This is a genomic window from Achromobacter sp. KK8, assembly GCF_054188005.1.
Genome location: NZ_CM135178.1, coordinates 4544455 through 4566417, shown reverse-complemented (window position 1 = coordinate 4566417; position 21963 = coordinate 4544455). Strand labels below are relative to the sequence as shown.

Genomic DNA, 21963 nt, shown 5'->3' with positions numbered 1-21963 from the left:
CGCGTGCGCACGCGCCTGGCGGTTCAGGCGTCGTCCGCCGCGCCCAGCAGCGCCAGGTAGCGCGGCAGGTCCACATTGCCGCCGGTTACCACCACGCCGACCCGCTTGCCTCGCAGCGGCAGGCCGCCATGGCGCGCGGCCGCAAGGCCCAGGCAAGCGGTGGGCTCGACCACCAGTTTCATCGCCTGCGCGAACATGCGCATGGCCTCGATCAGCGCGCGGTCCGGCACGGCCACGATGCCAGCCGCGCCGTCGCGGATCAACGCAAAGGTGAGCGCGCCCAGGTGCTGGGCGCGGGCGCCGTCGGCAATGGTTTCCGGCGGCGCGATGTGGACCACGGCGCCGCGCCGCAGCGACTGGCGGCCGTGATCGCCGGCCTCCGGCTCGCTGCCGTAGACCTGGCACTGGGGCGCGAGCCGCCCGGCGGCGAGGATCGCGCCCGCCAGCAGGCCGCCACCGCCCTGCGGCAACAACAGCGCGTCCAGCGGACCCGTCTCCTGGAGCAATTCGAGCGTGGCCGTGCCTTGTCCGGCAATGACGTCCGCGTGGTCATAAGGAGGAACCAGGGTCAGCCCGTCGCTTTCCGACAGCCGCCGCGCAATGGCTTCCCGATCGTCGGCGCGGCGGTCGTACAGGACGATGCGGGCGCCGCAGGCCCGGGTTGCCTCCATTTTGGAGGCAGCCGCATCGCGCGGCATCACCACGGTGACCGGGATGTCGAGCATCCGCCCCGCCAGCGCAATGCCCTGCGCGTGGTTGCCGCCCGAAAACGCGACGGCGCCGCGGCGGCGCTGGCCGGCGTCCAAGCGCGCCAGCGCATTGAACGCGCCGCGGAACTTGAAGGCGCCGGTACGCTGCAGGTTCTCGCACTTGAAGTGCAATTCGGCGCCGACCCATGCATCCATCGCCGCCGAGCGCAGCACCGGCGTGCGCAGGGCGTGGCCGGCCAGGCGGTCGGCGGCAGCGACCACGTCCTCGAAATCGGGCAGCAAGGGGGGACTCATGAAGGTGGCGGGCGGCGGCGCAATGGAAAACGGGCGGATCGGACAGCATAGCAAGCGCGGCGCGGGGCGTGAACGACATTCTTTTCATATCGGCATGGCATGCCATGGCCGGCGCTCGCGTCTCGCGCGCAACTCTATGTTTATGAAAATTCGGTAGTTTCCCCGAGCGGAAAGACATCCCACAATCTGCGGCTTTTCTGATTGCAGGAAGCCATCCATGAAATCCCTGACGACCAAACTCCTGTTCGGCCTGGCGGCCGCGACCCTCGCGGCAACCGCCAGCGCCGACACCACGGCCGCGCCGGCGGAAGTGCGCTTCGCCTGGGCCGGCGCGCCGCGCGTATGGGTATTGGGCAAGGCGGACAAATCGTTCGACCAGGCGCTCGGCGTGCCCGTGAAATGGGTGCAGTTCAATACCGGCGCGGACGTGCTCGCGCTGTTCGCCAGCAAGCAGATCGACATTGCCCGCTTCGGCTCCAATCCGGCGGTGTCCGGGTACGCGCAGGGCCTGCCGATCGAACTCATCTCGGTGCCCGAAATCATCACCACGGCCGAACAACTGGTGGTGCGGGCGGACATCAAAGACGTCAAGGGAATCGAAGGCAGGACCATCGCCTACCCGCCCAATTCGACCGCCCAGTACGCGCTGGAGGCCTTGCTCGACCGCGGCCATGCCGACCGCGCCAAGGTCAAGCTCGTGCCGCTCAAGCCGGCGGAGATCGTGGCGGCCTGGAAGCGCGGCGACATCGACGGCGCCTACGCCTGGGATCCGGCCAAGGCCCAGTTGGTCGCGGACGGTGCCCACGTGGTGTTTTCCACCGGCGACCTGCGCAAGGACGGCGTGCTCATCTACAACAATTTCGTCGTCAGCAAGGATTTCGCCGCCAAGTACCCGCAACTGGTCGCCGCGTTCCTGAAGAACTACCAGAAAAAGGTCGAGGAATACCGGCAGGACCCCGAGCGGGCCGCCGCCACCATCGCCGCCACGCTCGACCAGCCCGTGGACTCGGTGCGCACCGCGCTGCGCGGGATGGAGTATCCGACCATCGCGGAACTGCTCTCCGCCGAATACCTGGGCGCGAGCGCCGACGGCGCGCCCTCCGGCATTGCCCGCGCCCAGGCCGAGACCGCCGCGTTCCTGGTCAAGGCCGGGCAGCTGCAGTCGACCCGCGTGCCGGCCAGTTTCGTGCCGTTCAACAATGCGTCATTTCTGCGGCAGGCGGGGAACTGAGCGGCATGAAACAGGCATATCGTTACGCGATCAGCGCGGCCTCGGTGGCCCTCGCGCTGATCGCATGGCAGTTGTCGGCCCGATTCGGGTGGACGGACCCGCTGCTGCTGCCTCCCCCGTCCGAGGTCCTGCGCACCGCCGTCGACGTCGCCATGCACGGCTATCAGCAGACCTCCTTGTGGGAACACACGGCCACCAGCGTGGCCCGCGCGGGCGTCGCATTCGCGGCCGCCATCGTGATCGGCGTGCCGCTGGGCCTGCTGATGGGCATGTCGCCGGCCCTCTCGGCGGTGCTTGATCCTTTCGTGCAGTTCCTGCGGCCGCTGCCCAAGATCGCGCTGATTCCGCTTACGGTGGTCTGGTTCGGGATCGGCGAAGGTTCCAAGTTCTTCCTGATCTTCATCGCCAGCTTCCTCAGCATCCTGGTTGGCGCCGCCGCCGCGGTCGGCGGCGTCAGCGCCGCGCGCCTGCGCGCGGCCCAGGTGCTGGGCGCGAGCCGCGCGCAGGTGTTCCGCCACGTCGTGCTGCCGCATACCCTGCCGGAACTGTTCACCAGCGTGCGGCTGTCGCTGGGCATCGGCTGGACCGCGCTGATTGCGGCGGAGCTGGTCGCCGCCAATACCGGCCTGGGCTGGATGGTCCTGAATGCCGGCAACTACCTGCGCACCGACGTCGTCATCCTGGGAATCGTGCTGCTGGGCCTGATCGGCTATCTGCTGGACGTCCTGCTGCTGGCGGCGCAGAAGCGCTTCGCCCCCTGGACGGGAAAAGACGCATGAGCATCCCGCAGAACGTGATCGAATTGCGCGGCGCGGGCAAGGACTTCGGACTGTCCGGCAGGCGCGGCGAGGCGCGCACACGGGCCCTGGAAGACGTATCGCTGGCGATTCCGCAAGGCCAGTTCGTCTGCCTGCTGGGGCCTTCGGGTTGCGGCAAGTCGACCATCCTGAATCTGGTCGCCGGCTTCGAGCCGCCCACCCGCGGGGCGGTGCTGGCGCATGGACGCGAAGTGCGCGGCCCCAGCCCCGGGCGAGGCGTGGTGTTCCAGAAGCCGGCCCTGTTCCCCTGGCTGTCGGTGTTGGACAACATTACCTTCGGCCCACGCATGGCGGGCGCGAGTCCGCAAGACTACCTGCCAGAGGCGCGCGAGTACCTGCGCCGGGTGGGCTTGAAGGGATTCGAGCGTCATGCGCCCTGGCAGTTGTCCGGGGGCATGCAGCAGCGGGCGGCGCTGGCGCGGGCCTGGATCCTGAATCCGGGCATCCTGCTGATGGACGAACCCTTCGGCGCGCTCGATGCGCAGACCCGCATGATGATGCAGGAACTGCTGGGCGACATCTGGGCCGCGACCCGCCCCACCGTGCTGTTCGTGACGCACGACGTCGACGAAGCCTTGTTCCTGGCCGACCGGATCCTGGTCATGTCGGCCCGGCCCGGGCGCATCGTCGAGGACCTGGCGGTGCCCGCCGGACGCCCGCGCGACATCGAGGCGCTGGCGCTCGACCGGCAGGTCGGCGAGATGCGCCGGCACATCCTGCACCGGGTCCGCGAAGAAGCGCGCCAGACGATCGAAACGCCGTTCTGACGCGGCGGCCGCCGGTCCCCATGGTCGGGCCGCGATGGCGGTAAAGTTGGGGATTGCCCGCTCCGCCGCCGTCCATGCCACCTGCCTCGCCGCTTTCCGCCCTGCTGCACACCGTGGCGCGGCGCTATCGCATCCCCCGCCCGCGGGCCGCCGCCCTGGCGACCGACTGCGGGCCGGGCGCCGCGCTGGCGCGGGCGATCGAGCAGTTGCAGGCGGCGCGGGCCGCGGGCCAACCGCCAGACCCCGCCTTGCGCGAGGCCTTCATCGCCGCGCTCGCGAGCCTGGTGCGCGCGGCCCTGCGGCCGGAAGATGGCGATCCCGCATTCCAGGCGATGGTGCTGGAACACCGCTATTCCCAGGTGCGCGAATTCCTGGCCCTGCGCCGCCAGGAGGCCTGCGACCGACGCCAGCTGCGCACGGCGGTCGACGCCCTGGCACACCCGCGCAAGCCATCGCGCGTGGCCACGGATGCGGCGCGCGCCCTGCTGGCCGACCTGCATGCCGCCGCCACGGCGGCGGCATGGCCGCGCATGAGCCGCATCGCACTGGCGCTTGAAGCCTTGCCCGAGGTCAAGCACGCCGAAGGCCTGGCGCCCGCGCTGCGGGCGCTGCTTCAGTCCCCTGCCCTGGCCCGCCTGGAGCGCATCGATGCGCTGAGCCAGGATCCCCGCGTGCGGCAGTACACATCGATCCGCGAAAAGCAAGGTCCCCGCGCCGGCAGTGACGAGGCCAGCGCCCAGGGCCAGCTCGCCCGGCAACGGGGTGTCGCGGTGGAAGTGCTGGCGACGCGCGCGCTGGAAGCCGTGGCCAGATATCTCGACCAGACGCGGGCGCAGGCAGCCCCGGACGGGCCGGGGAACGCCGCGGCCCCCCGCTATCGTGTCGTGACGTCGCTGCGGGTGCCGGCCGAACTCGCCGCCGACGCCGACCGGGCCAAAACGGAGTGGGATGCGGTCCTGTTGCGCCGCGCCGAAGGACCCGCTTCTTGCCCGCCGCTGTGGGACATCTGCCTGGTGGTCGAGGCCAAGGCTTCCGTCGAGGCGGCCACGACCGACCTGCCTCGCCTGCTGCGCGGCCTGCGCCTGCTCGCCCGCGCCCAATCCGGCGCGGTCTATGCGTTTGCCACGCAGCAGGGCCGGGTGCAGGTGCGCGGCGCCTCGTTGGCGACGCTGCCCACGCGGGAGGCGGCGCTGGCCGACGCGGTGCTGTACTGCTGCGACGCGCCGGCCGACGGCCCGTTCGCGCCGCTCAACGCCGCCAGCCGCATGCAACTCCTGTCGGCGCCGGCCAGCCTGGCCTACGCAACCGCCCTGGCCGAGGGCGGACCGCTCGATGCGGACATGCTGGAGCCACTCTGGCTCGACCTGCAACGCGCGGCGCGCTGGCACCCCCTGTTGGGGCTGGCAGCCATGCGCGAACGGGCACGGTCGCTGATGGTGCATCCGGATGATCTGCTGGCGGCGGTGGTCCCCGCTCCGGCCTGATGACGCCGTCGCGCGGCAAGACACAAGGCGCCCGCCGGCTGCGCGTCACCGCCCGGCTTGCCGCGGCGGCACGCCGGCATAGAGCTCCAGCGCCGTGCGCAGCCGCTGCCTGAGCCGGTCCGCAATCGCCGCCGCCATCAACCCGCCGATCAGGGCTGCGTCCTTCAACGCCCAGTGCATGGGGAATTCGGCCAGGGGTTGGGGGGACTGCCAGAACGGATGGAACACGAAAAGGGTCGCCAGCAGCAACGCCGCCAACGCCGCCGCGCCGAGCCACAACCGCTGCCCCAGCATGATCAGTACGGCGCCGCAGACCTGGACGGCGATCGTGACGATATGGAGCAGCCGCCCCGATCCGGACGCGCCAGCGCCCGCGAGCGACTGGCCGCCCTGGGCGTCAAAGACCCCGGCCAGGCCGGAACAAAGAAACACCAGCCCCAGCAGAATGCGAGCGCAGATCCAAAGCCAGTGACCGTCCAAGACCTGCCCGATGCGTTGATGCATGCACGAAACTCCAAAAGACAACAGGGATCCCCGTTCCCATGGTGCGGATGGGCAAAGGGGCACAAAGCCCGAAGCGATCCCGGGCTTGCCGAACAAAGGGTTCGGCACTGTAAAACCTGAAGTTAGGTTGAGGTCAACAAAAAAAGCCGCTGGGCGCGGCTTTGGTTCCGGAATGCGTCATCGACCCGCGCCGGAAGGCGGATGCCGCATGCCGCGAGGCGGCCGCGCGAGGCGCCGCAGCCAGGGCGCGGCGTGGAAGACGCTCATCAAGGCATACATCCACGCCATGCCATCGAACGGCCAGGCGCCGGCGCCGCACAGCGCCGCCATGGCGCCGGCCTCGCGCATGGCCGCCAGCAACGCCATCAGTGCGAAGACCGGCGTGGCGGCCAGGGCGAGCCGGTCCGCGAAGGCGCCGGCGATCCCCGCCGCCCGGCTGCCGCCATGCAGGCCGGCGCCGCTATCCGTGCCGTGCCCGCCGCCGTTCATGTGCCAGCGCTCCCGGCCGGCCCGGGGCCGCCATACTCATCGCGCCGGCGCAGCCACAACCCGTCCTCGTTGCGGCCCTTGGGCGCGCGGTCGAGCCAGGCGTACATGCCCCAGATGGCATCGGTGCCGCGCGAATAGGTGGAATAGGTGTGGTGGATCTCTCCGTCCTGCAGCGCGAACGCGCTCATGCCCTCGCGTTCCCGCATATAGGTGGGCAGGTCGGTGCCGGTGGTGCCCGCCCAGGTCACGAACTCCGCCGGGGGCTGCGCGGCAGTGGCCAGTTGCATGACCGGGTCGTCGCGGCGGAAGTTGTACTCCACGCCCGCCTGCTGCTGGGCCGGGGTGAACGAGGCGTTGAAATCGAAATTGAAGTCGCTCCCGGCGGACGAGGCCCAGGGAAACGTCCAGCCCATCCTGTGCTTGTAGGCCTGCAGCTTCTCCAGCGGGGCCCGCGACACGGCCCACAGCATGACGTCGTGGTGGGCCAGGTGCGTGACGATGCCGTTGAAACCGTCGGCGATCGACGAACACGAGGGGCAACCGGCCTTGTAGTCGGGCCCGAACATGAAGTGATACACGAGCAACTGCGACCGCCCCTGGAACAGGTCGGCGAGGGTCGCGGCGCCGCTGTCCGTATCGAAACGGTACGACTTGTCCAGGCGCACCCATGGCAGCGCCTGCCGCTGCCGCGCCACCTCGTCGCTGGCGCGCGTCAGGCGCTTTTCGGCGTCCAGCAGCGCCAGCCGCGCCGCCAGCCATTCCTGGCGCGTCCCTATCCTGTGTGAAGTCATCGTCCTCTCCTTGGTTTCCGTCTGCGCATGCTGTCGGCGGCATGCCCGCGCCTTCTGACTGACATGGTGCCGCGGGAACCCGCCAGGCGGGGAGTAACAATGCTGGCGCGATTGCCGCCGGCGGCGCGGGCGGATCGGGCACAATTGCGGTTCAGCCATTCGGCCGTGAAGCCGCGCCATCGCATGCCCCCCCTCCAGCCGCCCTCGCCGCTCCCGCTGCCCGCCGCGCCGTCGCCGGCGGCCGCGCCCCTGGATCCGTCCGCCCTCGACCCGGCCACGGAGGCCGCGGTCCGCGCCTTGTTGCGCGAGGGCAGTTCGGCCAATACCGAATCGGCCTACCGGGCCGCCATGCGTTATTGGGCGGCCTGGTTCGCCTTGCGCTTCGGCCAGCCCCTGGCGTTGCCGGTGGCGGCGCCCGCCGTGGTGCGGTTCGTGGTCGACCACCTGCAAGTCCAGGGAACCGACGGATTGCGGCACGGCCTGCCGGACGACATCGACCGGCGCCTGGTGGCGCAAGGCGTCAAGGCGCGTCCGGGACCGCTTTCACTGAATACGGTGCTGCACCGCATCGCGGTGCTGTCGAAAGCGCACGCCCTGCAGGATCTGGTCAACCCCTGCCGCAACGAACAGGTGGCCACGCTGTTGGCGCGCGCCCGGCGCGCCTACGCCCGGCGCGGCGCCCTGCCCGTGCGCAAGCCGGCCCTGACCAAGGCGCCGCTACAGGCGCTGCTGGACACTTGCGACGATTCGCTCGAGGGCTTGCGGGACCGTGCATTGCTGCTGTTTGCCTGGGCCAGCGGCGGCCGGCGCCGTTCCGAAGTGGTGCGCGCCACCACCGCCAATACGCTGCGCACGCCGCAGGGCTACCTGTACGCGCTGGCGCATTCCAAGACCAACCAGGGCGGCGCCGCCCGCGCCGACAACATCAAACCCATCGTTGGCGCCGCCGCGCTCGCGCTGGATGCCTGGCTGGCCGCGGCCCGCATCACCGAGGGGCCGCTGTTTCGCCGGGTGCGGCGCGGAGGCGTGATCGGCGAGCCGCTGGCGGCCGCGGCGGTCCGTGACGTCGTGGTCAAGCGCAGCCGGCTGGCGGGACTGGACGAGGCCTTTTCCGCGCACAGCCTGAGGTCGGGATTCGTCACCGAGGCCGGGCGCCAGAACGTGCCGCTGGCGGAAACCATGGCCATGACGGGCCACGCCAGCGTGGCGACGGTGATGGGCTACCACCGCGCCGGCGCCGCGACGCAATCGCGCGCGGCGCGCCTGCTCGACGCCGAGGACGGGCCCGCCCCGCCGCCCCGGCCCGCCGACGCCTGAGCCGCCCGGCGCGCACTTGAATACAATTGCGGCTGCCGACGCCCGGGGGGGCGCTGCGCGTGCCCGAGGTCCAAGCCTGCTGTGTCTTCCATGCGAATCAATCTCCGCGGGCTGGTGCTCGCGCTCACGGTGTTCAGCGCCATCGCCGCCACCGCCAACGCCCTGTATGCGAGTTACCGCCTGCAGCGCGAACAACTCATCGCCAATACCCTGGAATCGAACCGGGTCTACGCCGCCAAGCTGGCGGAAAGCGCCGGCGGCTTTCTCAAGGCGGCGCAGCGCCAGCTGGGCTACAGCGCGCGCCATATCGCCGCGCACATGGACTCGCCCGGGCTGCTGGCGGCCGAAGTGCTGCGGGTGCAGGAACAGAGCGAGAACTTCAATTCGGTGGGCGTGGTCGGCGCCGACGGGCTGATCCTGGCGACGACGCAGAACTTCCGCAGTTTCCTTGGCACCCGGGTCGACAGCCCCGGCAGCCGCGCCGCGTTGCAGGCGCGCCACCCGGCCATCAGCAAGCCCTACGTATCGATCGCCGGCAATCTGCTGATCAACCTGTCGTACCCGATCTTCTCGACGGATGGCCGCTATCTGGGCTATGTCGCCGGCACCCTGCACCTGCGCAAGGAAAGCGCGCTGGAGGACCTGCTGGGGCGCCACCATTACACCGACGGCTCCTATCTCTACGTGGTGGACGGCGACGGCCGCCTGATCTATCACACGGACCCGGCGCGGGTCGGCGAGGTGGTGACGGGCAATCCGGTGATCGAGGCGGTGATCGAGGGCCAGGCCGGCGCCAGGCGGGTGACCAATTCGCGCGGCGTGGACATGCTGGCCGGCTACGCGCCGGTGCCTGCCAGCGGCTGGGGCGTGGTGGCGCAGCGGCCCACCGCGGTGACGCTGGAGCCGATCCGCGACCTGCTGTGGGCGCTGCTGGGATACGCCGCGCCGCTGGCGGTGGTGTTCCTGCTGGCCATCTGGTGGTGCGCCCGGCAGATATCCCTGCCGCTGTCGCAACTGGCCACCAATGTCGAGCATCACGACGTGGCGGTGGCGATGCAGCGCGTGAAATCCGTCAGGGCCTGGTATTTCGAGGCCGAACGCCTCAAGCGCGCGGTGATCTGGAGCTTCACCAGCCTGCAGGAGAAGATCGGCAAGCTGAACCTGGCCAGCATCACCGATCCACTGACCGGCCTGCGCAACCGGCGCGGCACGCAGGACGCGGTGGACCACCTGCAGGCGGCCGGCACGCCCTTTGCCGTGGTGGCGCTGGACATCGATCACTTCAAGCGCGTCAACGACACGTATGGCCACACGGTGGGAGACAAGGTGATCCAGGACGTGGCGCAACTGATGCGCGATTGCTCGCGTCCCAGCGACATCCTCTGTCGCAACGGCGGCGAGGAATTCCTCATCCTGCTGCCGGGCGTGGCGCCGACCGAGGCGGTGATCGTGGCCGAGCGGCTGCGCCAACGCACCGCCGAACGCGAAATCGACCTCGTCGGCGGCATCACGGTGTCAGCCGGGGTGGCCCAATGGCCGACCAGTGGACCGGAGGTGCTGCAGGCTTTCCACGCCGCCGATGCCGCGCTGTATGCCGCCAAACAGCAGGGCCGCAACCGGGTGGTGCTGCACGGCACGCCCTAGCTCCGGGCGTGGCTGGCGATGGCGGCGCAAAGCAGGCCGCCGATCACCGATACGTGCTCCAGCGCGAAAAACAAGGCCAGCTTGGCCTGCGCCTCCGGCAGGCGCCAGAATGCGTGCACGATCACGATGGTCAGGGCCAGGAACACGCTGAGCGCGGCGGCCGCCAGCCACACGGCGCGATCCGCCAGAATCAGCGCCGACCCCGCCAGCATCAGCACGGCCACAGCGATGTTGAAGAACCGCGCCGGCTCCAGGCCGGCGGCGCGCATTTCGGCCACGCCGCCCTCGAAATCGATCAATTTGGCGGCGCCCGAGGCGATGAACACCACCGCCAGGCAGAGCCGGGCGATGAACCAGAGCCAATTGCTCTGAAGCAGGGAATCGAGGTGCTGCGGGAGCTGCATGGGTGCTTTCCTGGTGGCGGATACGCCCGGCGCGGCGCGCCGGCAAAAGGGGCCGCGCGCACCGGACCGGGTTGCCAAATCTGGCGCGAGCGACTATAAGACCTCAACCTAACTTGAGGTCAACACCCATGAGTGGCGACAAGCCGATCGATATCACGCGCGTCATGACAGTGGGCGAAGTCGCCCGGCGCAGCGGCGTGCCGGTGTCCACCATCCACTTCTACGAATCCAAGGGGCTGATCCACAGCTCGCGCAGCGATGGCAACCAGCGCCGCTTTCCCGGCATCGTGCTGCGCTACATCGCCATCATCAAGGTCGCGCAACGCACCGGCATTCCGCTGGAGGAAATCCGCGAAGCGATGGCGCGCTTTCCGCAGGACAGCAACAAGCTCACCCCGGCCCAATGGAAGCAGTTGTCCTCGCAATGGCGCGCGAACCTGGACGAGCGCATCCGCAAGCTGACCCGGCTGCGCGATGAGCTGGATACCTGCATCGGCTGCGGCTGCCTGTCGCTCAAGGACTGTCCGCTACGCAATCCCGACGACGTGCTGGGCCGCGAGGGCCCGGGGCCGCGAATACTGGAACGGCCGTGATTGGCGTGGGCGCGCGGCAATGAAACGAATTGATTTCATATCTTTGCGCAACCGCCTGTATTCGATTGACATACTGTTGCGTTGCCGCCAAAGATAATCGCGCATGCCGCCCGCGCCGGGCCTGAGGGCCGCGCAATTACAGTATCCTGCGCGCACAGTCACATCGCATCAGGCCGGCTTACCCGTATGTTGCGCAGTAGATTTTCGATCAAGTCGCTGGAACGCTATTTCCTGATATTGGCGGCCGGCGTGGTGCTGCCGATGTCGGTCCTGACCGGAATCCTGCTGATCCAGAGCCGCACCGCCTATCTTGCCAGCACCGATGCCATGCGGGCGTTCGGCGTGGTGCGCGCCACGGTCGCCGCGATGGAAATGGTGTCGGCCGAGCGCGGCCCCATGAACGCCGCGCTCGGCGCCGATTACCCGGTCGCCCAACCGATGCTGGACGCGTTGCGGCAGGCGCGCGATCGCAGCGACACCAGCATCGCCGAGCTGCTGGCGCTGTACCGGGCGCCGCTCAGCCCCAACAGCGCCAGGGAATTCACCAACGTGCAGCGTATCCGCCACGCCTTGCTCAAGGCGCGCGAACAGGCCGATATCGTCATCGCCACGCGACGCGCCGACGTGTCGGGCCTGCGCGTGCAGGCCGTGGTCGACGGCATGGTGGCGCTGGTGCCCGAATTGCAGGCCGCCATGGCCGCCAGCGTCGGCGTGGTGATGCAGAACGAGGCCGATGCGCCCAACCTGCTGACACTGGCCCTGCTGGCCAGCGAACTGCGGGAACAGGCCGGCTTGCTGGGGTCGGCCTTTACGCCGGCGCTGGCCAAGCACCGCCAACTGACCGAAGCGGATGAATATCGGATCGAACGGGTGCTGGGACGCATCGATCAATTGCGCGACCTGCTGGAGACGCGCATGGCCACGCGGCCGGACCTGCGCGCCTCGCTGGCGTACAACGACATGCGGCATTTCTATTTCGACGAGGGCATGCGCTACCTGGAAGAGGTGCGCGACATGGCCGCGCTGCAACCGGGCGGCGCCAGGCTCACCACCCGCGAACTGGCCGCGGCCTATGTGCCGCTGATGCACGCCATCGGCCAGTTTCGCGACCTGATGCTGGACCAGATGGAACAGAGCATGCGCGCGCACCGCGCCCAGGCGATGCGCCTGCTGCTCATCACGCTGGTGGCGGCCACCGCGCTGGCGGCGGCGCTGATGCTGTCGCTGCGGCAGTTCCGGCGGCGCGTGATCCGTCCGTTCGTGCAGGCGACCCGCATCATCGGCGCGATCGCCGACGGCACGCCAGCCGCCACCATCCCGGTCGGCAAATATCGCGGCGAAGTCAACGGCATGTTCGAGGCGCTGAGCGTGCTCAAGGACAACGCGGCGGCCCGCAGGCAGGCCGAGCTGGAGCGCGACCGGCTGATCGTGGACCTGGCGGTCATGGCCGAGACGGACTTCCTGACCGGCCTGTTGAACCGGCGCGCCTTCGAAAGCCGTCTCGAACAGGCATTGGCGCAATGGCGCGGCACCGATGCGGTGCTGGCCTTCATCCTGTTCGATATCGACGATTTCAAGGGCATCAACGACACCCATGGCCACGCCAGCGGTGACGAGGCCTTGAAGACCGTGGCCGGGCTGTGCCGCCAGACCTGGCGCCAGGCCGACGTGGTGGCGCGGGTGGGCGGCGAGGAATTCGCCGTGCTCTGCCATGTCGGCGCGGCCGATCATGCGGTGCAGGCGGCCGAGCGCATGCGGCGGCGCATCGCGCAGGCGCGGGCCACGGCGCAGGACGGCGCGGTATTCACGCTGACCGCCAGCTTTGGCGTGGCCTACGCATCCTGGCGCAACGCCGAGCCGGCCGACGCCCTTTTCCGCCGCGCCGACGAATTGCTCTATCGCGCCAAGATGGACGGCAAGAACCGGGTCGTGCCGGGCGAAGTCGGCTGACCGGGCGCCACGACGGCGCGGCTGCGCCGCATCATCCCGGGGCCGCGCAAAAAAAACCGCGTCGGCAAGCGACGCGGCGATGGGAATGCCGGGGGGTCAGGCGGGAACGCGGGCGGCGTTCTTGTCCTGGGCGGCCTCGGTGTTTTCCGGGCGGGACTGGGTTTCAGGATCCGGACGGGTGTCGGGCGCCTTCCAGTTCAGCGGCGGAACTTCGAAGCGCGATTTCTTGCTCATCGGTTGGGACATGTGCGTACTCCTGTGGCGATGTCGGCCTGCCCCGCGCAGGCGCACGACTCGGGTATCCAGCGCGCCCGGGATGCTGGCGGAAATGCGAGGGAGGCATCAGGAACGGGCGCCAGGGCGTGGCCCTGGGGACGTCGGCGCGGATGTGATAACCCGCCGGGGCGGCGGATTGTTTTTCGCATCGATTTTTTGAGCGACGATGATGCAATTTTAGTATTAATTGACAGATATTGCAAGCAAATTGATAGCAAGCGAGCGCTCGGACCGCGCGTCAGGGCGGCGGCATGCGGCTTGCTGGCCGGTGGATCCCCCTCACTTTTGGCGGCTGAACCGCCCCCAGGGCCAGCCCCGGGCGGCCGGGCCCGCCACCACTGCGCCGAGGATCTCCCATGATCATCGAAGTCTTTCAGCATGCCGACCGCGAATGGACATTTCGCCGTATCGACCTGATGGGCGTGCAGGAGCACGACGGCCGCTACGCGACCCAGGAAGAAGCGGTGGCGGCCGCGGCCGCAACGTATCCCGGCGTTGCCGCGACGGTCATCACCGGCGAGGCCGGGACGTGATCAGTCGAAATCGCCCGCGCCCAGCGGGATGACGCCCTCGGTGGGAATCGAACGCGCCTGGCTGGCCGCATCGCGCACCGCGTCCGCGCCGTTCTCGAACGCATGCAGCAACTCGGCCGCGCTGCCGTCGCGGGCGCCGAAGCGGCGCCGCAGCACATCGCCCGAGATTTCGAACTGGCGGGTGACGCCGTTGACGCCCAGGCTGAAAACGATGGCATCGCCCTGGGCTTTGGCGCCCGTGGATTTGGTGAACTTCATGGCGGGGGCTCCCATATGGCCGGTGGATCGAACCCGCCATGCCGCGCGGCGGGTGTCCTGTCGGCCAGCAAGCCCTGTTCCAGCGCTTGACGGCGGGAGAACGGTCGTTCTAACATGGCGCAACCTTGAAGAGAACGCTCATTCTCCATGCCTTCGGATACCGCCCTTCCTTCCCCGGACACCCGCCAGCGCCTGTTGCAGGCGACCGAAAGACTCGTCTACGCCGGCGGCATCCATGCCACCGGCATGGACCTGATCGTCAGGACTTCGGGCGTGGCGCGCAAGCAGGTGTACCGGCTCTATCCGAACAAGGACGCCCTGGTGGCGGCGGCGCTGCGCGCGCGCGACGAGCGGTGGATGCAATGGTTCGTCGCGGCCAGCTCGCGGGCGCAGGCCCCTCGCGCCCGGCTGCTGGCGATGTTCGACGCCTTGCGGGAATGGTTCGGCACCGACGATTTTCGTGGCTGCGCTTTCCTGAACGCGGCCGGAGAGATCGGTGACGAGGCCAGCCCGATCCTGGCGGTGGCGCGCGAGCACAAGGCCCGCCTGCTGGAGTACGTGCGGACGCTGACCCGCGCCGCCGCATTGCCGGACCCCGACGAGGCCGCCGCGCAGTTGCTGGTGCTCATCGATGGCGCGATCGCGGTGGCGCTGGTCACGCGCGATCCCGCCATCGCCGACAGCGCCGGCCGGGCCGCGGCCGCTTTGCTCGGCCAATCCGGCTGACCGTGGCGCCCCGCTTGCCCTTTCCGTCCCGGTTCGCCGCGACGCCTTTCCGTGCCCCTGCCGTGAGGTATCCCCCATGACATCCCCCGCCGCTTCCCGCCCTCCTCTTCCTCCCTTCACGCACGCCAGCGCGGTGCAGAAGGTCCGCCTGGCCGAAGACGGCTGGAACAGCCGCGACCCCGACAAGGTGGCGCTGGCCTACAGCCTGGACACGCGCTGGCGCAACCGCGCCGAATTCGTCCGCAATCGCGATGAAGCGCGCGCCTTCCTGGCGCGCAAATGGGCCAGGGAACTTGAGTACCGGCTGATCAAGGAACTATGGGCCTTTGGCGGCAACCGCATCGCGGTGCGCTATGCCTACGAGTGGCGCGACGACTCCGGCAACTGGTTCCGCTCATATGGCAACGAGAACTGGGAATTCGGCGAAGACGGCCTGATGATCCAGCGGCATGCCAGCATCAACGACCTGCCGATCCAGGAAGCCGATCGCAAGTTCCGCTGGCCGCTGGGCCGCCGGCCGGACGACCACCCGGGCCTGTCCGAACTGGGCCTGTAGGCGGCGCCCGCGGCGCGGCGTCAGGGCATCGGCACGCGCTTGATGCCTTCGCCGTCGTCGCCGGCCAGCACCGGCAACGGCAGGCGCACTTCGCGCCCGCCATGCTCGACCACCAACCCCTGCGCATCGATGCCCACCAGGCGCGCCGACCGGGTCAACCGGTCGCCGATGGCGTAGGCCTGCGCCGGCCCGCCATTGACCGACAGCACGGCCGCGCCACGGCCTGCGCCGGCCAGCGCGCCGGCCACCCGCACATCCAGCCGCGCCGGACCGGGCGCCATCCAGGCCGCGACCTCGGCGGCGCCGTCTTCCGTCACCGCGACGGCCGGCACCGCGACGACGGGCGCGGACGTGACGGGTTGGCTCAGGCGCCAGCCCCACCAGGCCAGCCCGGCGACCAGGGCGGCCGCGCCCGCCAGGCTGGCCACGTGGGAAGGGGCGACACGCAAGTTCAAGGCCATGGCGGCAAGCTCCTGGTTGGGAGGACCCGTGAATCCGGGCAGTCGCGCGGCAGGCCGCCGCGCCGGCGTGTTGAACGCATTGAACGCATGAACATATCGACCCGATCGATGCTACGCGGCCTGTGCGTCAGTTGCGCGACGGCGCTTCAGTGCAGCAACAGCACGCGCCGGTAGCGCAGCGGCGTCTGGCCGAGCACGCCGCGCGAGATCACCAGTTCCAGCGCCTGCGCGGGCTGCTCGCCCTGCGCCGGCAACGCCACCCAGCCTCGTCCCGGGGCCCAGGCCCGCACGCTGAAATCCAGCAATTGGTCCAGCACGACGGTGGCCGCATCGGCCGCTGGCGCGGGCAGCGGCGTCAGGGCGGTCGGCGTGCCCGCCGCGCGGATCAGGTTGCCGCCGCGGCGTTCCCACACCACCCGCTGGCGCGCGTCCGGCCGGCCGGGCGCGCCGCGGATGATGTCGATGCGTGGCGCCGGCGTCTTCATCCCGCTCACGCGGATCGCCTCGGGCAGCAACTGCGGCAGCACGGGCTGCGGCTCGGCCTCCTGCGCATCGGATGCCGCCTGCGCCTCGGGCGCGGCCGGCGCAGCGGACTCGGCCAGGTCCGGGCTGCGGGCGCCGATGTCGCGCTCGAACTGGTCGAAGGCGCGCTGCAGCGCCAGCGCCTCCTCGGTGTGCTGGTCGAGCCTGCGGCTGGTCAGCGCGACGCTGTCGATGGCGCGCCAGGAGATCAGGCTGATGACGGCCATGATCATGATGGCGATGACGACTTCGATCAGGGTGAAGCCGGCCTGGCGCTGCCCGGTCATGGCGGGCGGTTCTCCACGATTCCCGACAGCGTCGCCAGGCGCGGCGTCGGGCGCTGGTCCAGGTAGACCTCGACCGTGACCCTCCGCGCGCCCTGGCGGGCGTCGGCATAGCGGCTGTCGCACACCAGGTTCAGCGCGCCCTGCGGGCAGGCCGCCTTGTCGCGGCTGGCGGTCAGGGCCGGCGGCGCCAGTTGCAGTTCCACCAGGCGGTTCTGCGCCGACAGCAGCGCCAGCGCGCGCTCGCGCAGCACGCCGTTGTTGGTCGTCAGCATGCCGGTGGTGCGCATGACGGCGGCCAACGCCACGCTGACGATGGCCAGCGCGATCAGGATTTCCAGCAGCGTGAAACCCGCGGCCCGCGCCAGCGGTCGCGGCGGACGGGACGGCGGCGCGCGACGGATCATGCGAGGCTCCGGCTGCATGGCGGACGGCTCATTGGACCAGGAAGCGGCCGTTGGCATCGCGGCGCACTTCGACCTGCCCCGCCGCGCTGGACAGCGTCAGGCGCCACGGCTGCCCGAACCACTCCGGGGTCAGCAGCACCGGCACGGCGGGCGCCACCCGCACCGGTCCCGCCTGCCATTGCCGCGGCCGCAGCGCCGGATCGCGCGGGAAATCGTCGATGCGCGTCGGGTCCAGCACCGGCACCGGCCCGTCCAGCATCCAGGCGCCGCGCACGAAACGGTAGCCGTCGGCGTCGGCCTGCCAGGCGATCGCGCGGCCATCGATGCGCACCTCGCTTTGCGCCGCCGCCAGCCGTTCGACCAGCCGCTGGGCGTCATCGCGCAATTGGCGCGCCGGGTCGGAGCGGATGCTCAGGCCAAGCGCGGCGGTGGCCACGCCCACGATCACCAGCACCACCATCAACTCGATCAGCGTGAAGCCGCGCTGCGTCCGCCGCGAGCGTGCCGGGCGCGCCGGCGCGGCGCTCGAAGGCCGGGCGACGGCGCGACCGTTCATGCCTGCAACCGGGCCGCCTGGCTTTCGACATGCTGCCGGGCATCGCGCAGATGGCGCCTGACAATGCGGCCGGACACCCCGTAGCGCGCCGCTGCCTCGCTTTGCAGCATGCCCTCGATGCGCACGCCGATGTAGATCTCGCGCTGTTGCCGCGGCAAGGCCTCGATCAGGCGCATCAGTCCGCGCATCGACGAGCGCGCCTGCGCGATGCGCAGCGGGCCGGGCGCCGCGTCCTCGACGTCTTCGAGCACGACGTCGGTGGCGCTGAACGGCCGTTCGGCGCGCAGCCGGTCGATGGCGATGTTGCACGCCATGCGGAACACGTAGGCGCCTGGATTGGCGATGGCGGGCGCTGGCGGCGCCGCGCCGTCGGCCAACCGCAGCCAGGCGTCGTGCAGGCTGTCGGCGGCCAGGTCGGCGCATCCCAGGTGGCCGCGCAGCGCCTGCATCAGCCGCGCATAGTTGGCCGCGACGAATTCGCCCAGGCAGGCCGGCCGCGGACGCGCCGCCAGGGCGCCGCCGGCGCAGTATTCGTCGCGGCGCCGCTGCGCCTGGGGCGCCGGTTCAAGGCATAAGGACATGGCGGTTCTCCGTGGCGGCCCTGCCCCCGGGCGCAAGCGGGCGCCGTCCGGTGCCGGCCGGACGCTGGGCGGCCCGCTTGCGCATTGCCCAGTTGGCGGGCGCCAGCAGGCCATCGTCGAGCGCCTGGCGCAGCAGCGCGGCGACGCCGGCATGCGCGGCGATCGCCTCCAGTTCCTGATCGAAGCTGGGCGCGCATTCGCAGCCATTGCCTTCGGACAGGCCGGCGAACCAGCGGAACAGCAGGTTGTAGGCGATCTGTTCATGGAAATACGGTTTGCTGCCGGCCGGATACAGCAGTTGCAGGATATGCGTGCGGCACAGGATGGCGGCGTCCAACGTCAGCCCGCACTCGGCGCTGGCCGCGCGCAGCAGGTCGGCATGCGCCCGCAGCGTGTCGTCGACGTGCTCGCGCAAGGCCACCAGAGGATGGCGCGGCGGCACATAGCGGGTCAGCTGGATCTGGCCGATCCAGGTTTCGTGCGACACCACCCAGACCCACGGGGATCCGTAGCGGGACACCGATACGGGTTGCTGCCTGGCGCAATCGAGCACCTTGGACAACTTGCGATCCAGTTCGAGCATGCCTACGTTGACGGTCGCCGACACAACGCTCTCCCAGGGCCGGATGGGCCCATGTCCGGTTGGCCGCGCTGCGTATGGCGCGGCCTGTACCCCTAAGACGACACGGCGCGGCGGAATCCGCCAGGTTTTTTAATCAGGACGGATGGCGCGTTCACGCCAGGCACGCAGCAGCGCCCGGTTCAGGGCGATGCCGGTGGCCTGCTCGATGGGGGCGACCGGCGCGCCGGCCAGCGCCCGCCCCAGGATGTCGACAATATCGGCGCTGGCCAGCGCCCGTTCGAGCGCGTGGCCGAAATCCTGCGGGCTCCAGATCTCTTGGTCCAGCGACAGCCCGACGAACCAGCGGAACAGCAGGTTGCACGAGACCTGCTCGTGCAAGCCCGCCTCGGTGTCGATGCCATAGAGCAGCTGGATCACCAGCGCCCGCAACAGCGGCGGCGCCTCGATGCGCAGCATGGCGCGGATCGCGGCCGCGTGCAGCCGCGGCTGGCTCGCCGCCAGCGCGCGATCGACGTGGTCGCGCAACGCGGCCAGCGGATGGCCGGCCGGATTGAACTCGACCCGGCGCGTATTGCGCGACCAGACCTCGTGCGACACGATCCACACCCACGGCGAGCCGTAACGGTGCACCGACACGGGATGCTCCCATGCCGAATCCACCACCGCCGACAGATTCTCCTTCAGTTCCCGGATACCGATATTCGGTTTACGCGACACGACTGCTCCCCATCGCGCGGACGCGGCATGCGCCCTCGATGGCGGATATGCGCGGCCTGCCTTCTTAGGACGACATGGGCGGGCCAAACCCGCCACCGCGCGCGCCAGGCCGGGCAAAGGCGTCGTCGCGGCGCCTCAGGCCAGCACCACCACGTTGCCCGGCAGGTGCGTGGCGCTCAGGCCGAACGCCTTCTCGATCTGCACCAGCACCTTGTCGGTGTCGCGGATCTCGAAGCGGCCGCTCAGCGCGCTGGCGCCGCGGGCGCCGTCCAGCAGCACCACGCGGCCGCGGCGGTAGCGGTTGATCTCGGCCACCACCTCGGCCAGCGGCGTGTTCCGGAACACCAGCGAGCCCTGGCGCCAGGCCGAGGTCTCGGCCGGATCGATCTGCTGCACCGCGCCCAGGCCCCGCCGGTCATAGAACAGCCGTTGGTTCGGCCCCAGCACCGTGGCGCCATTGCCCAGGGCTACGCGCACCGAGCCGGACAGGCAGGTGACGCAGACCGTGCCGTCCAGGTTGCGCAACTCGAAGCGCGCGCCGCGGGCCTCGGCGCTGCCGCGCCCGGCCACGACGGTCAACGCGGCGGACGAGGACTGGCCGTCGAAGGCGGCTTCGCCGGCGATCAGCTCGACCCGCAAGGCGCCCGGCTGCTCCGAGCGCAAGGCAATGCTGGTCTGGGTATTCATGTCCACCTGCACCCGTTCTCCCAAGCCGAACTGGCGCCGGTCGCCGGTGTCGGTGCGATAGTCGGCCAGCCATTCGTCCCACGCCGGCCACAGCCGCAAGGGCGGCGCCACCACCGCCGCCACGGCCGCGGCGGCAGTGCCCGCCAGCGCCGTGCCGAGGAAGGCGCGACGGCCCCAGCCCTGCGCCGGGCCACGGGCGGGTTGGCGGGCGCGCTGCCCTTGCAACGCCAGGCCGGCGGGCGCCATCAGACTCCAGAGCTGGCGCTGCGCGGCAAAAGCCTGGGCGTGCCGTTCGCTGGCCGAGCACCATTGCCTGAGCGCATCGGCTTCGCGCAGCGTGGCCTGCCCGGACGCGATCAGGCGGATCCAGGCGCGGGCCTCGCGTTCGATATCCGCCTGTCTGCGATCGGCGGGCTGGCTTGCGGTCTTCATTGCTCACTCTCTCAATGCCGCCGCGCCGCCACTGCGGGCGTTGGCGCGCGGTTTTTCCCCTTGACATCCATAGGACGACTCTCGCAGCCGGAACCCGCCTCATGGTGACAATAATTTACGTGTTCGCCGCGCACAGTACTCATGGGCGTTGCGCAGTTCGCGTTCGACGGTGCGCAACGACACGCCCAGCCGTTCGGCGATGTCGTTCTGCGGCAGCCCCTCGACCCGCACCGCCAGCAGGATGTCGCGCTGGCGCGCCGGCAGCTCGCCCATCGCGCGGGTCAGCGCATCGAGTTCGGCGCGCCCCTCGGCGATACGCTCGGGCCCGGGCGCCGGGTCGGCGATGTGCAGCAGCACCTCGGCCTCGGCGACGGTCAGGCGCCGGTTTTCCACGCGCTGCTGGTCGACCGCCACATTGACCGCCATGCGCATCAGATAGGGACCCGGGCTGTCGACCGGGCCGAGTTCTTCCTTGCCTTCGAGGCGCAGCCAGGTGTCCTGCAATGCGTCGCTGGCCAGGTCCGGGCAGCCCAGGCGCCGCGTCAGGCGGGCCTTCAGGTCGTCGTAGCGTTGCAGCATGAAATCGCGCAGGACCGACAGGCTGGAGGGCATCATGGATCGCGGGGCAAGGATCGACGGCGCGCGTCAGTACGCCGGGCAGCCCCGGTCGTGTTCCGGCGACTGCGGCATGACCAGCATCACGAACGGCTGCAGCAGGTCCGGTGGCGGCGCCTTGTCGAACACGGCCTGGTCCAGCGCCAGCACGATCTCGTCGTCCTTGGCGCGGTCGCCGGTCGAATCGAGCACGCGCGCCCGCTCCACCCGGCCCATCGGCGAAACTTCGAAACTGATGGCCGCGCGGTAGTCCCCGGCACGGGTGGCGGGGTTGCGGCACAGCGCCTCGCGCACGCCGGCCTGGACCACACCGTAGTAGCTGCGGTAGAAGGCGCCGCGGCTGCCGTCGGTGCGGCGCGTGGCGGACGTCGCGCGGTCCTTGCGGGCGGCGTGTCGCAGGATGAATGCGTTGGCGGCCGTGTATTCGGCCGCCAGTCCCGAACCTTCGATCAGCATGCGCAAAGCCGCCTCCGGCGTATAGATTCCCTTGACCGCGGCCGAACGCCGCCCCACCGCCAACGCGGCGCGATACACCACCGAACTGCCGGTGACATTGCTGTATTGCTCGAGCGCCGATTGCAGCGGTTGTGCCGGCAGGTCGAACTCGAAGACGCGCAACAACGGTTCCTGGGCCATGGCCGGGCGCCAGCACAAGGCCGCGCAGACCCCCCACAGGATCCACCAGCCCAACCATTGGCGCCCCTGGCCGCGCGCCGGCCGCTTGCCCGCCCTGATTGGCTCCAGATGCATGCCCTGCCCTTGTCGCGCCCCGG

General features: G+C 70.1%; 28 protein-coding genes. 11 read left to right on the top strand and 17 right to left on the bottom strand.

Going from position 1 to position 21963, the window contains the following annotated elements; genetic code table 11:
- Positions 1 to 23: 23 nt before the first annotated feature.
- On the bottom strand, positions 24 to 1004 hold the full coding sequence (locus tag ACVN9Z_RS21200) for a threo-3-hydroxy-L-aspartate ammonia-lyase (RefSeq protein WP_054517446.1): 981 nt from the start codon (positions 1002 to 1004) through the stop codon (positions 24 to 26).
- Between the two features lie 217 nt (positions 1005 to 1221).
- Here ACVN9Z_RS21200 and ACVN9Z_RS21195 point away from each other — a divergent pair, with 217 nt between their 5' ends.
- The 4 genes from ACVN9Z_RS21195 to ACVN9Z_RS21180 all read left to right on the top strand — a co-directional run bounded on the left by ACVN9Z_RS21195 (position 1222) and on the right by ACVN9Z_RS21180 (position 5304).
- On the top strand, positions 1222 to 2235 hold the full coding sequence (locus ACVN9Z_RS21195; RefSeq protein ID WP_024068839.1) for an ABC transporter substrate-binding protein: 1014 nt from the start codon (positions 1222 to 1224) through the stop codon (positions 2233 to 2235).
- 5 nt (positions 2236 to 2240) lie between these two features.
- The gene (locus ACVN9Z_RS21190) at positions 2241 to 3014 is read left to right on the top strand and encodes an ABC transporter permease (RefSeq protein ID WP_020927649.1); all 774 of its coding nucleotides are present in this window, start codon (positions 2241 to 2243) and stop codon (positions 3012 to 3014) included.
- Positions 3011 to 3820 carry an ABC transporter ATP-binding protein gene (locus tag ACVN9Z_RS21185; protein WP_006385073.1) on the top strand — a complete coding sequence of 270 codons (810 nt, stop codon included), beginning with the start codon at positions 3011 to 3013 and terminating at the stop codon, positions 3818 to 3820. The genes ACVN9Z_RS21190 and ACVN9Z_RS21185 overlap by 4 nt, the downstream gene beginning before the upstream one ends.
- Positions 3821 to 3894: 74 nt before the next feature.
- A complete protein-coding gene (locus ACVN9Z_RS21180; RefSeq protein ID WP_458212581.1) occupies positions 3895 to 5304 on the top strand; it encodes a 3-deoxy-D-arabino-heptulosonate 7-phosphate synthase in 1410 nt (469 codons plus the stop codon).
- 45 nt (positions 5305 to 5349) lie between these two features.
- Here ACVN9Z_RS21180 and ACVN9Z_RS21175 read toward each other — a convergent pair whose 3' ends face one another.
- The 3 genes from ACVN9Z_RS21175 to ACVN9Z_RS21165 form a co-directional block, all read right to left on the bottom strand.
- Entirely contained in the window at positions 5350 to 5808 is a 459-nt protein-coding gene (locus ACVN9Z_RS21175; RefSeq protein ID WP_020927646.1) for a DoxX family membrane protein, read from the bottom strand.
- 177 nt (positions 5809 to 5985) lie between these two features.
- Positions 5986 to 6297: a hypothetical protein gene (locus ACVN9Z_RS21170; RefSeq protein WP_020927645.1), complete on the bottom strand. Its 312-nt coding sequence runs from the start codon at positions 6295 to 6297 to the stop codon at positions 5986 to 5988.
- Positions 6294 to 7088, bottom strand: coding sequence for a DUF899 domain-containing protein (locus ACVN9Z_RS21165; protein WP_006384458.1), 795 nt, complete (start codon positions 7086 to 7088; stop codon positions 6294 to 6296). Before ACVN9Z_RS21165 ends, ACVN9Z_RS21170 begins: the two co-directional genes overlap by 4 nt.
- A gap of 297 nt (positions 7089 to 7385) precedes the next feature.
- Here ACVN9Z_RS21165 and ACVN9Z_RS21160 point away from each other — a divergent pair, with 297 nt between their 5' ends.
- Both ACVN9Z_RS21160 and ACVN9Z_RS21155 read left to right on the top strand, forming a co-directional pair.
- Positions 7386 to 8405 carry a tyrosine-type recombinase/integrase gene (locus ACVN9Z_RS21160; protein ID WP_458213520.1) on the top strand — a complete coding sequence of 340 codons (1020 nt, stop codon included), beginning with the start codon at positions 7386 to 7388 and terminating at the stop codon, positions 8403 to 8405.
- Between the two features lie 90 nt (positions 8406 to 8495).
- Positions 8496 to 10049, top strand: coding sequence for a sensor domain-containing diguanylate cyclase (locus ACVN9Z_RS21155; RefSeq protein WP_024068835.1), 1554 nt, complete (start codon positions 8496 to 8498; stop codon positions 10047 to 10049).
- Here the strand turns inward: ACVN9Z_RS21155 and ACVN9Z_RS21150 are convergent.
- The gene (locus tag ACVN9Z_RS21150; protein ID WP_006384455.1) at positions 10046 to 10453 is read right to left on the bottom strand and encodes a DoxX family protein; all 408 of its coding nucleotides are present in this window, start codon (positions 10451 to 10453) and stop codon (positions 10046 to 10048) included. The two genes, ACVN9Z_RS21155 and ACVN9Z_RS21150, sit on opposite strands and share 4 nt — an antisense overlap.
- Before the next feature lie 128 nt (positions 10454 to 10581).
- Here ACVN9Z_RS21150 and soxR point away from each other — a divergent pair, with 128 nt between their 5' ends.
- Entirely contained in the window at positions 10582 to 11046 is a 465-nt protein-coding gene (soxR, locus tag ACVN9Z_RS21145) for a redox-sensitive transcriptional activator SoxR (protein ID WP_006384454.1), read from the top strand.
- Between the two features lie 186 nt (positions 11047 to 11232).
- Positions 11233 to 12996, top strand: coding sequence for a diguanylate cyclase (locus ACVN9Z_RS21140; protein WP_458212580.1), 1764 nt, complete (start codon positions 11233 to 11235; stop codon positions 12994 to 12996).
- 96 nt (positions 12997 to 13092) lie between these two features.
- Here the strand turns inward: ACVN9Z_RS21140 and ACVN9Z_RS21135 are convergent, their stop codons facing one another.
- The gene (locus ACVN9Z_RS21135; protein WP_020927639.1) at positions 13093 to 13242 is read right to left on the bottom strand and encodes a hypothetical protein; all 150 of its coding nucleotides are present in this window, start codon (positions 13240 to 13242) and stop codon (positions 13093 to 13095) included.
- A 386-nt stretch (positions 13243 to 13628) separates the two neighbouring features.
- On the opposite strand from ACVN9Z_RS21135, the gene ACVN9Z_RS21130 reads away from it, so the two are divergent.
- Positions 13629 to 13805, top strand: coding sequence for a hypothetical protein (locus tag ACVN9Z_RS21130; RefSeq protein WP_020927638.1), 177 nt, complete (start codon positions 13629 to 13631; stop codon positions 13803 to 13805).
- Here ACVN9Z_RS21130 and ACVN9Z_RS21125 read toward each other — a convergent pair whose 3' ends face one another.
- On the bottom strand, positions 13806 to 14063 hold the full coding sequence (locus tag ACVN9Z_RS21125) for a DUF1488 family protein (protein ID WP_020927637.1): 258 nt from the start codon (positions 14061 to 14063) through the stop codon (positions 13806 to 13808). It lies immediately after the preceding gene.
- A 147-nt stretch (positions 14064 to 14210) separates the two neighbouring features.
- Between ACVN9Z_RS21125 and ACVN9Z_RS21120 the strand changes: the two genes are divergently transcribed.
- Entirely contained in the window at positions 14211 to 14789 is a 579-nt protein-coding gene (locus ACVN9Z_RS21120) for a TetR/AcrR family transcriptional regulator (protein WP_006384450.1), read from the top strand.
- 76 nt (positions 14790 to 14865) lie between these two features.
- Positions 14866 to 15345 (top strand): nuclear transport factor 2 family protein, encoded by a 480-nt coding sequence (locus ACVN9Z_RS21115; RefSeq protein WP_006384449.1) that lies wholly within the window; start codon positions 14866 to 14868, stop codon positions 15343 to 15345.
- A 20-nt stretch (positions 15346 to 15365) separates the two neighbouring features.
- Here the strand turns inward: ACVN9Z_RS21115 and ACVN9Z_RS21110 are convergent, their stop codons facing one another.
- The 10 genes from ACVN9Z_RS21110 to ACVN9Z_RS21065 all read right to left on the bottom strand — a co-directional run bounded on the left by ACVN9Z_RS21110 (position 15366) and on the right by ACVN9Z_RS21065 (position 21940).
- A complete protein-coding gene (locus ACVN9Z_RS21110) occupies positions 15366 to 15806 on the bottom strand; it encodes a type II secretion system protein N (RefSeq protein WP_049057944.1) in 441 nt (146 codons plus the stop codon).
- A 146-nt stretch (positions 15807 to 15952) separates the two neighbouring features.
- Positions 15953 to 16615 carry a PulJ/GspJ family protein gene (locus ACVN9Z_RS21105; RefSeq protein ID WP_020927635.1) on the bottom strand — a complete coding sequence of 221 codons (663 nt, stop codon included), beginning with the start codon at positions 16613 to 16615 and terminating at the stop codon, positions 15953 to 15955.
- A complete protein-coding gene (gene gspI, locus ACVN9Z_RS21100; RefSeq protein ID WP_006384581.1) occupies positions 16612 to 17019 on the bottom strand; it encodes a type II secretion system minor pseudopilin GspI in 408 nt (135 codons plus the stop codon). Before gspI ends, ACVN9Z_RS21105 begins: the two co-directional genes overlap by 4 nt.
- Before the next feature lie 28 nt (positions 17020 to 17047).
- Positions 17048 to 17575 carry a type II secretion system minor pseudopilin GspH gene (gspH, locus tag ACVN9Z_RS21095; protein WP_020927634.1) on the bottom strand — a complete coding sequence of 176 codons (528 nt, stop codon included), beginning with the start codon at positions 17573 to 17575 and terminating at the stop codon, positions 17048 to 17050.
- Positions 17572 to 18156, bottom strand: coding sequence for an RNA polymerase sigma factor (locus ACVN9Z_RS21090; RefSeq protein WP_020927633.1), 585 nt, complete (start codon positions 18154 to 18156; stop codon positions 17572 to 17574). The genes gspH and ACVN9Z_RS21090 overlap by 4 nt, the downstream gene beginning before the upstream one ends.
- Positions 18140 to 18763 (bottom strand): transposase, encoded by a 624-nt coding sequence (locus tag ACVN9Z_RS21085; protein ID WP_020927632.1) that lies wholly within the window; start codon positions 18761 to 18763, stop codon positions 18140 to 18142. The genes ACVN9Z_RS21090 and ACVN9Z_RS21085 overlap by 17 nt, the downstream gene beginning before the upstream one ends.
- A 105-nt stretch (positions 18764 to 18868) precedes the next feature.
- Positions 18869 to 19456, bottom strand: a complete 588-nt coding sequence (locus ACVN9Z_RS21080) for a transposase (RefSeq protein ID WP_024068830.1) — start codon at positions 19454 to 19456, stop codon at positions 18869 to 18871.
- A gap of 135 nt (positions 19457 to 19591) precedes the next feature.
- Positions 19592 to 20575, bottom strand: a complete 984-nt coding sequence (locus ACVN9Z_RS21075; protein WP_458212579.1) for a FecR family protein — start codon at positions 20573 to 20575, stop codon at positions 19592 to 19594.
- Between the two features lie 99 nt (positions 20576 to 20674).
- Positions 20675 to 21190: an RNA polymerase sigma factor gene (locus ACVN9Z_RS21070; protein ID WP_006384896.1), complete on the bottom strand. Its 516-nt coding sequence runs from the start codon at positions 21188 to 21190 to the stop codon at positions 20675 to 20677.
- Between the two features lie 30 nt (positions 21191 to 21220).
- A complete protein-coding gene (locus tag ACVN9Z_RS21065; RefSeq protein WP_049054905.1) occupies positions 21221 to 21940 on the bottom strand; it encodes a TonB family protein in 720 nt (239 codons plus the stop codon).
- Between the last annotated feature and the right edge of the window lie 23 nt (positions 21941 to 21963).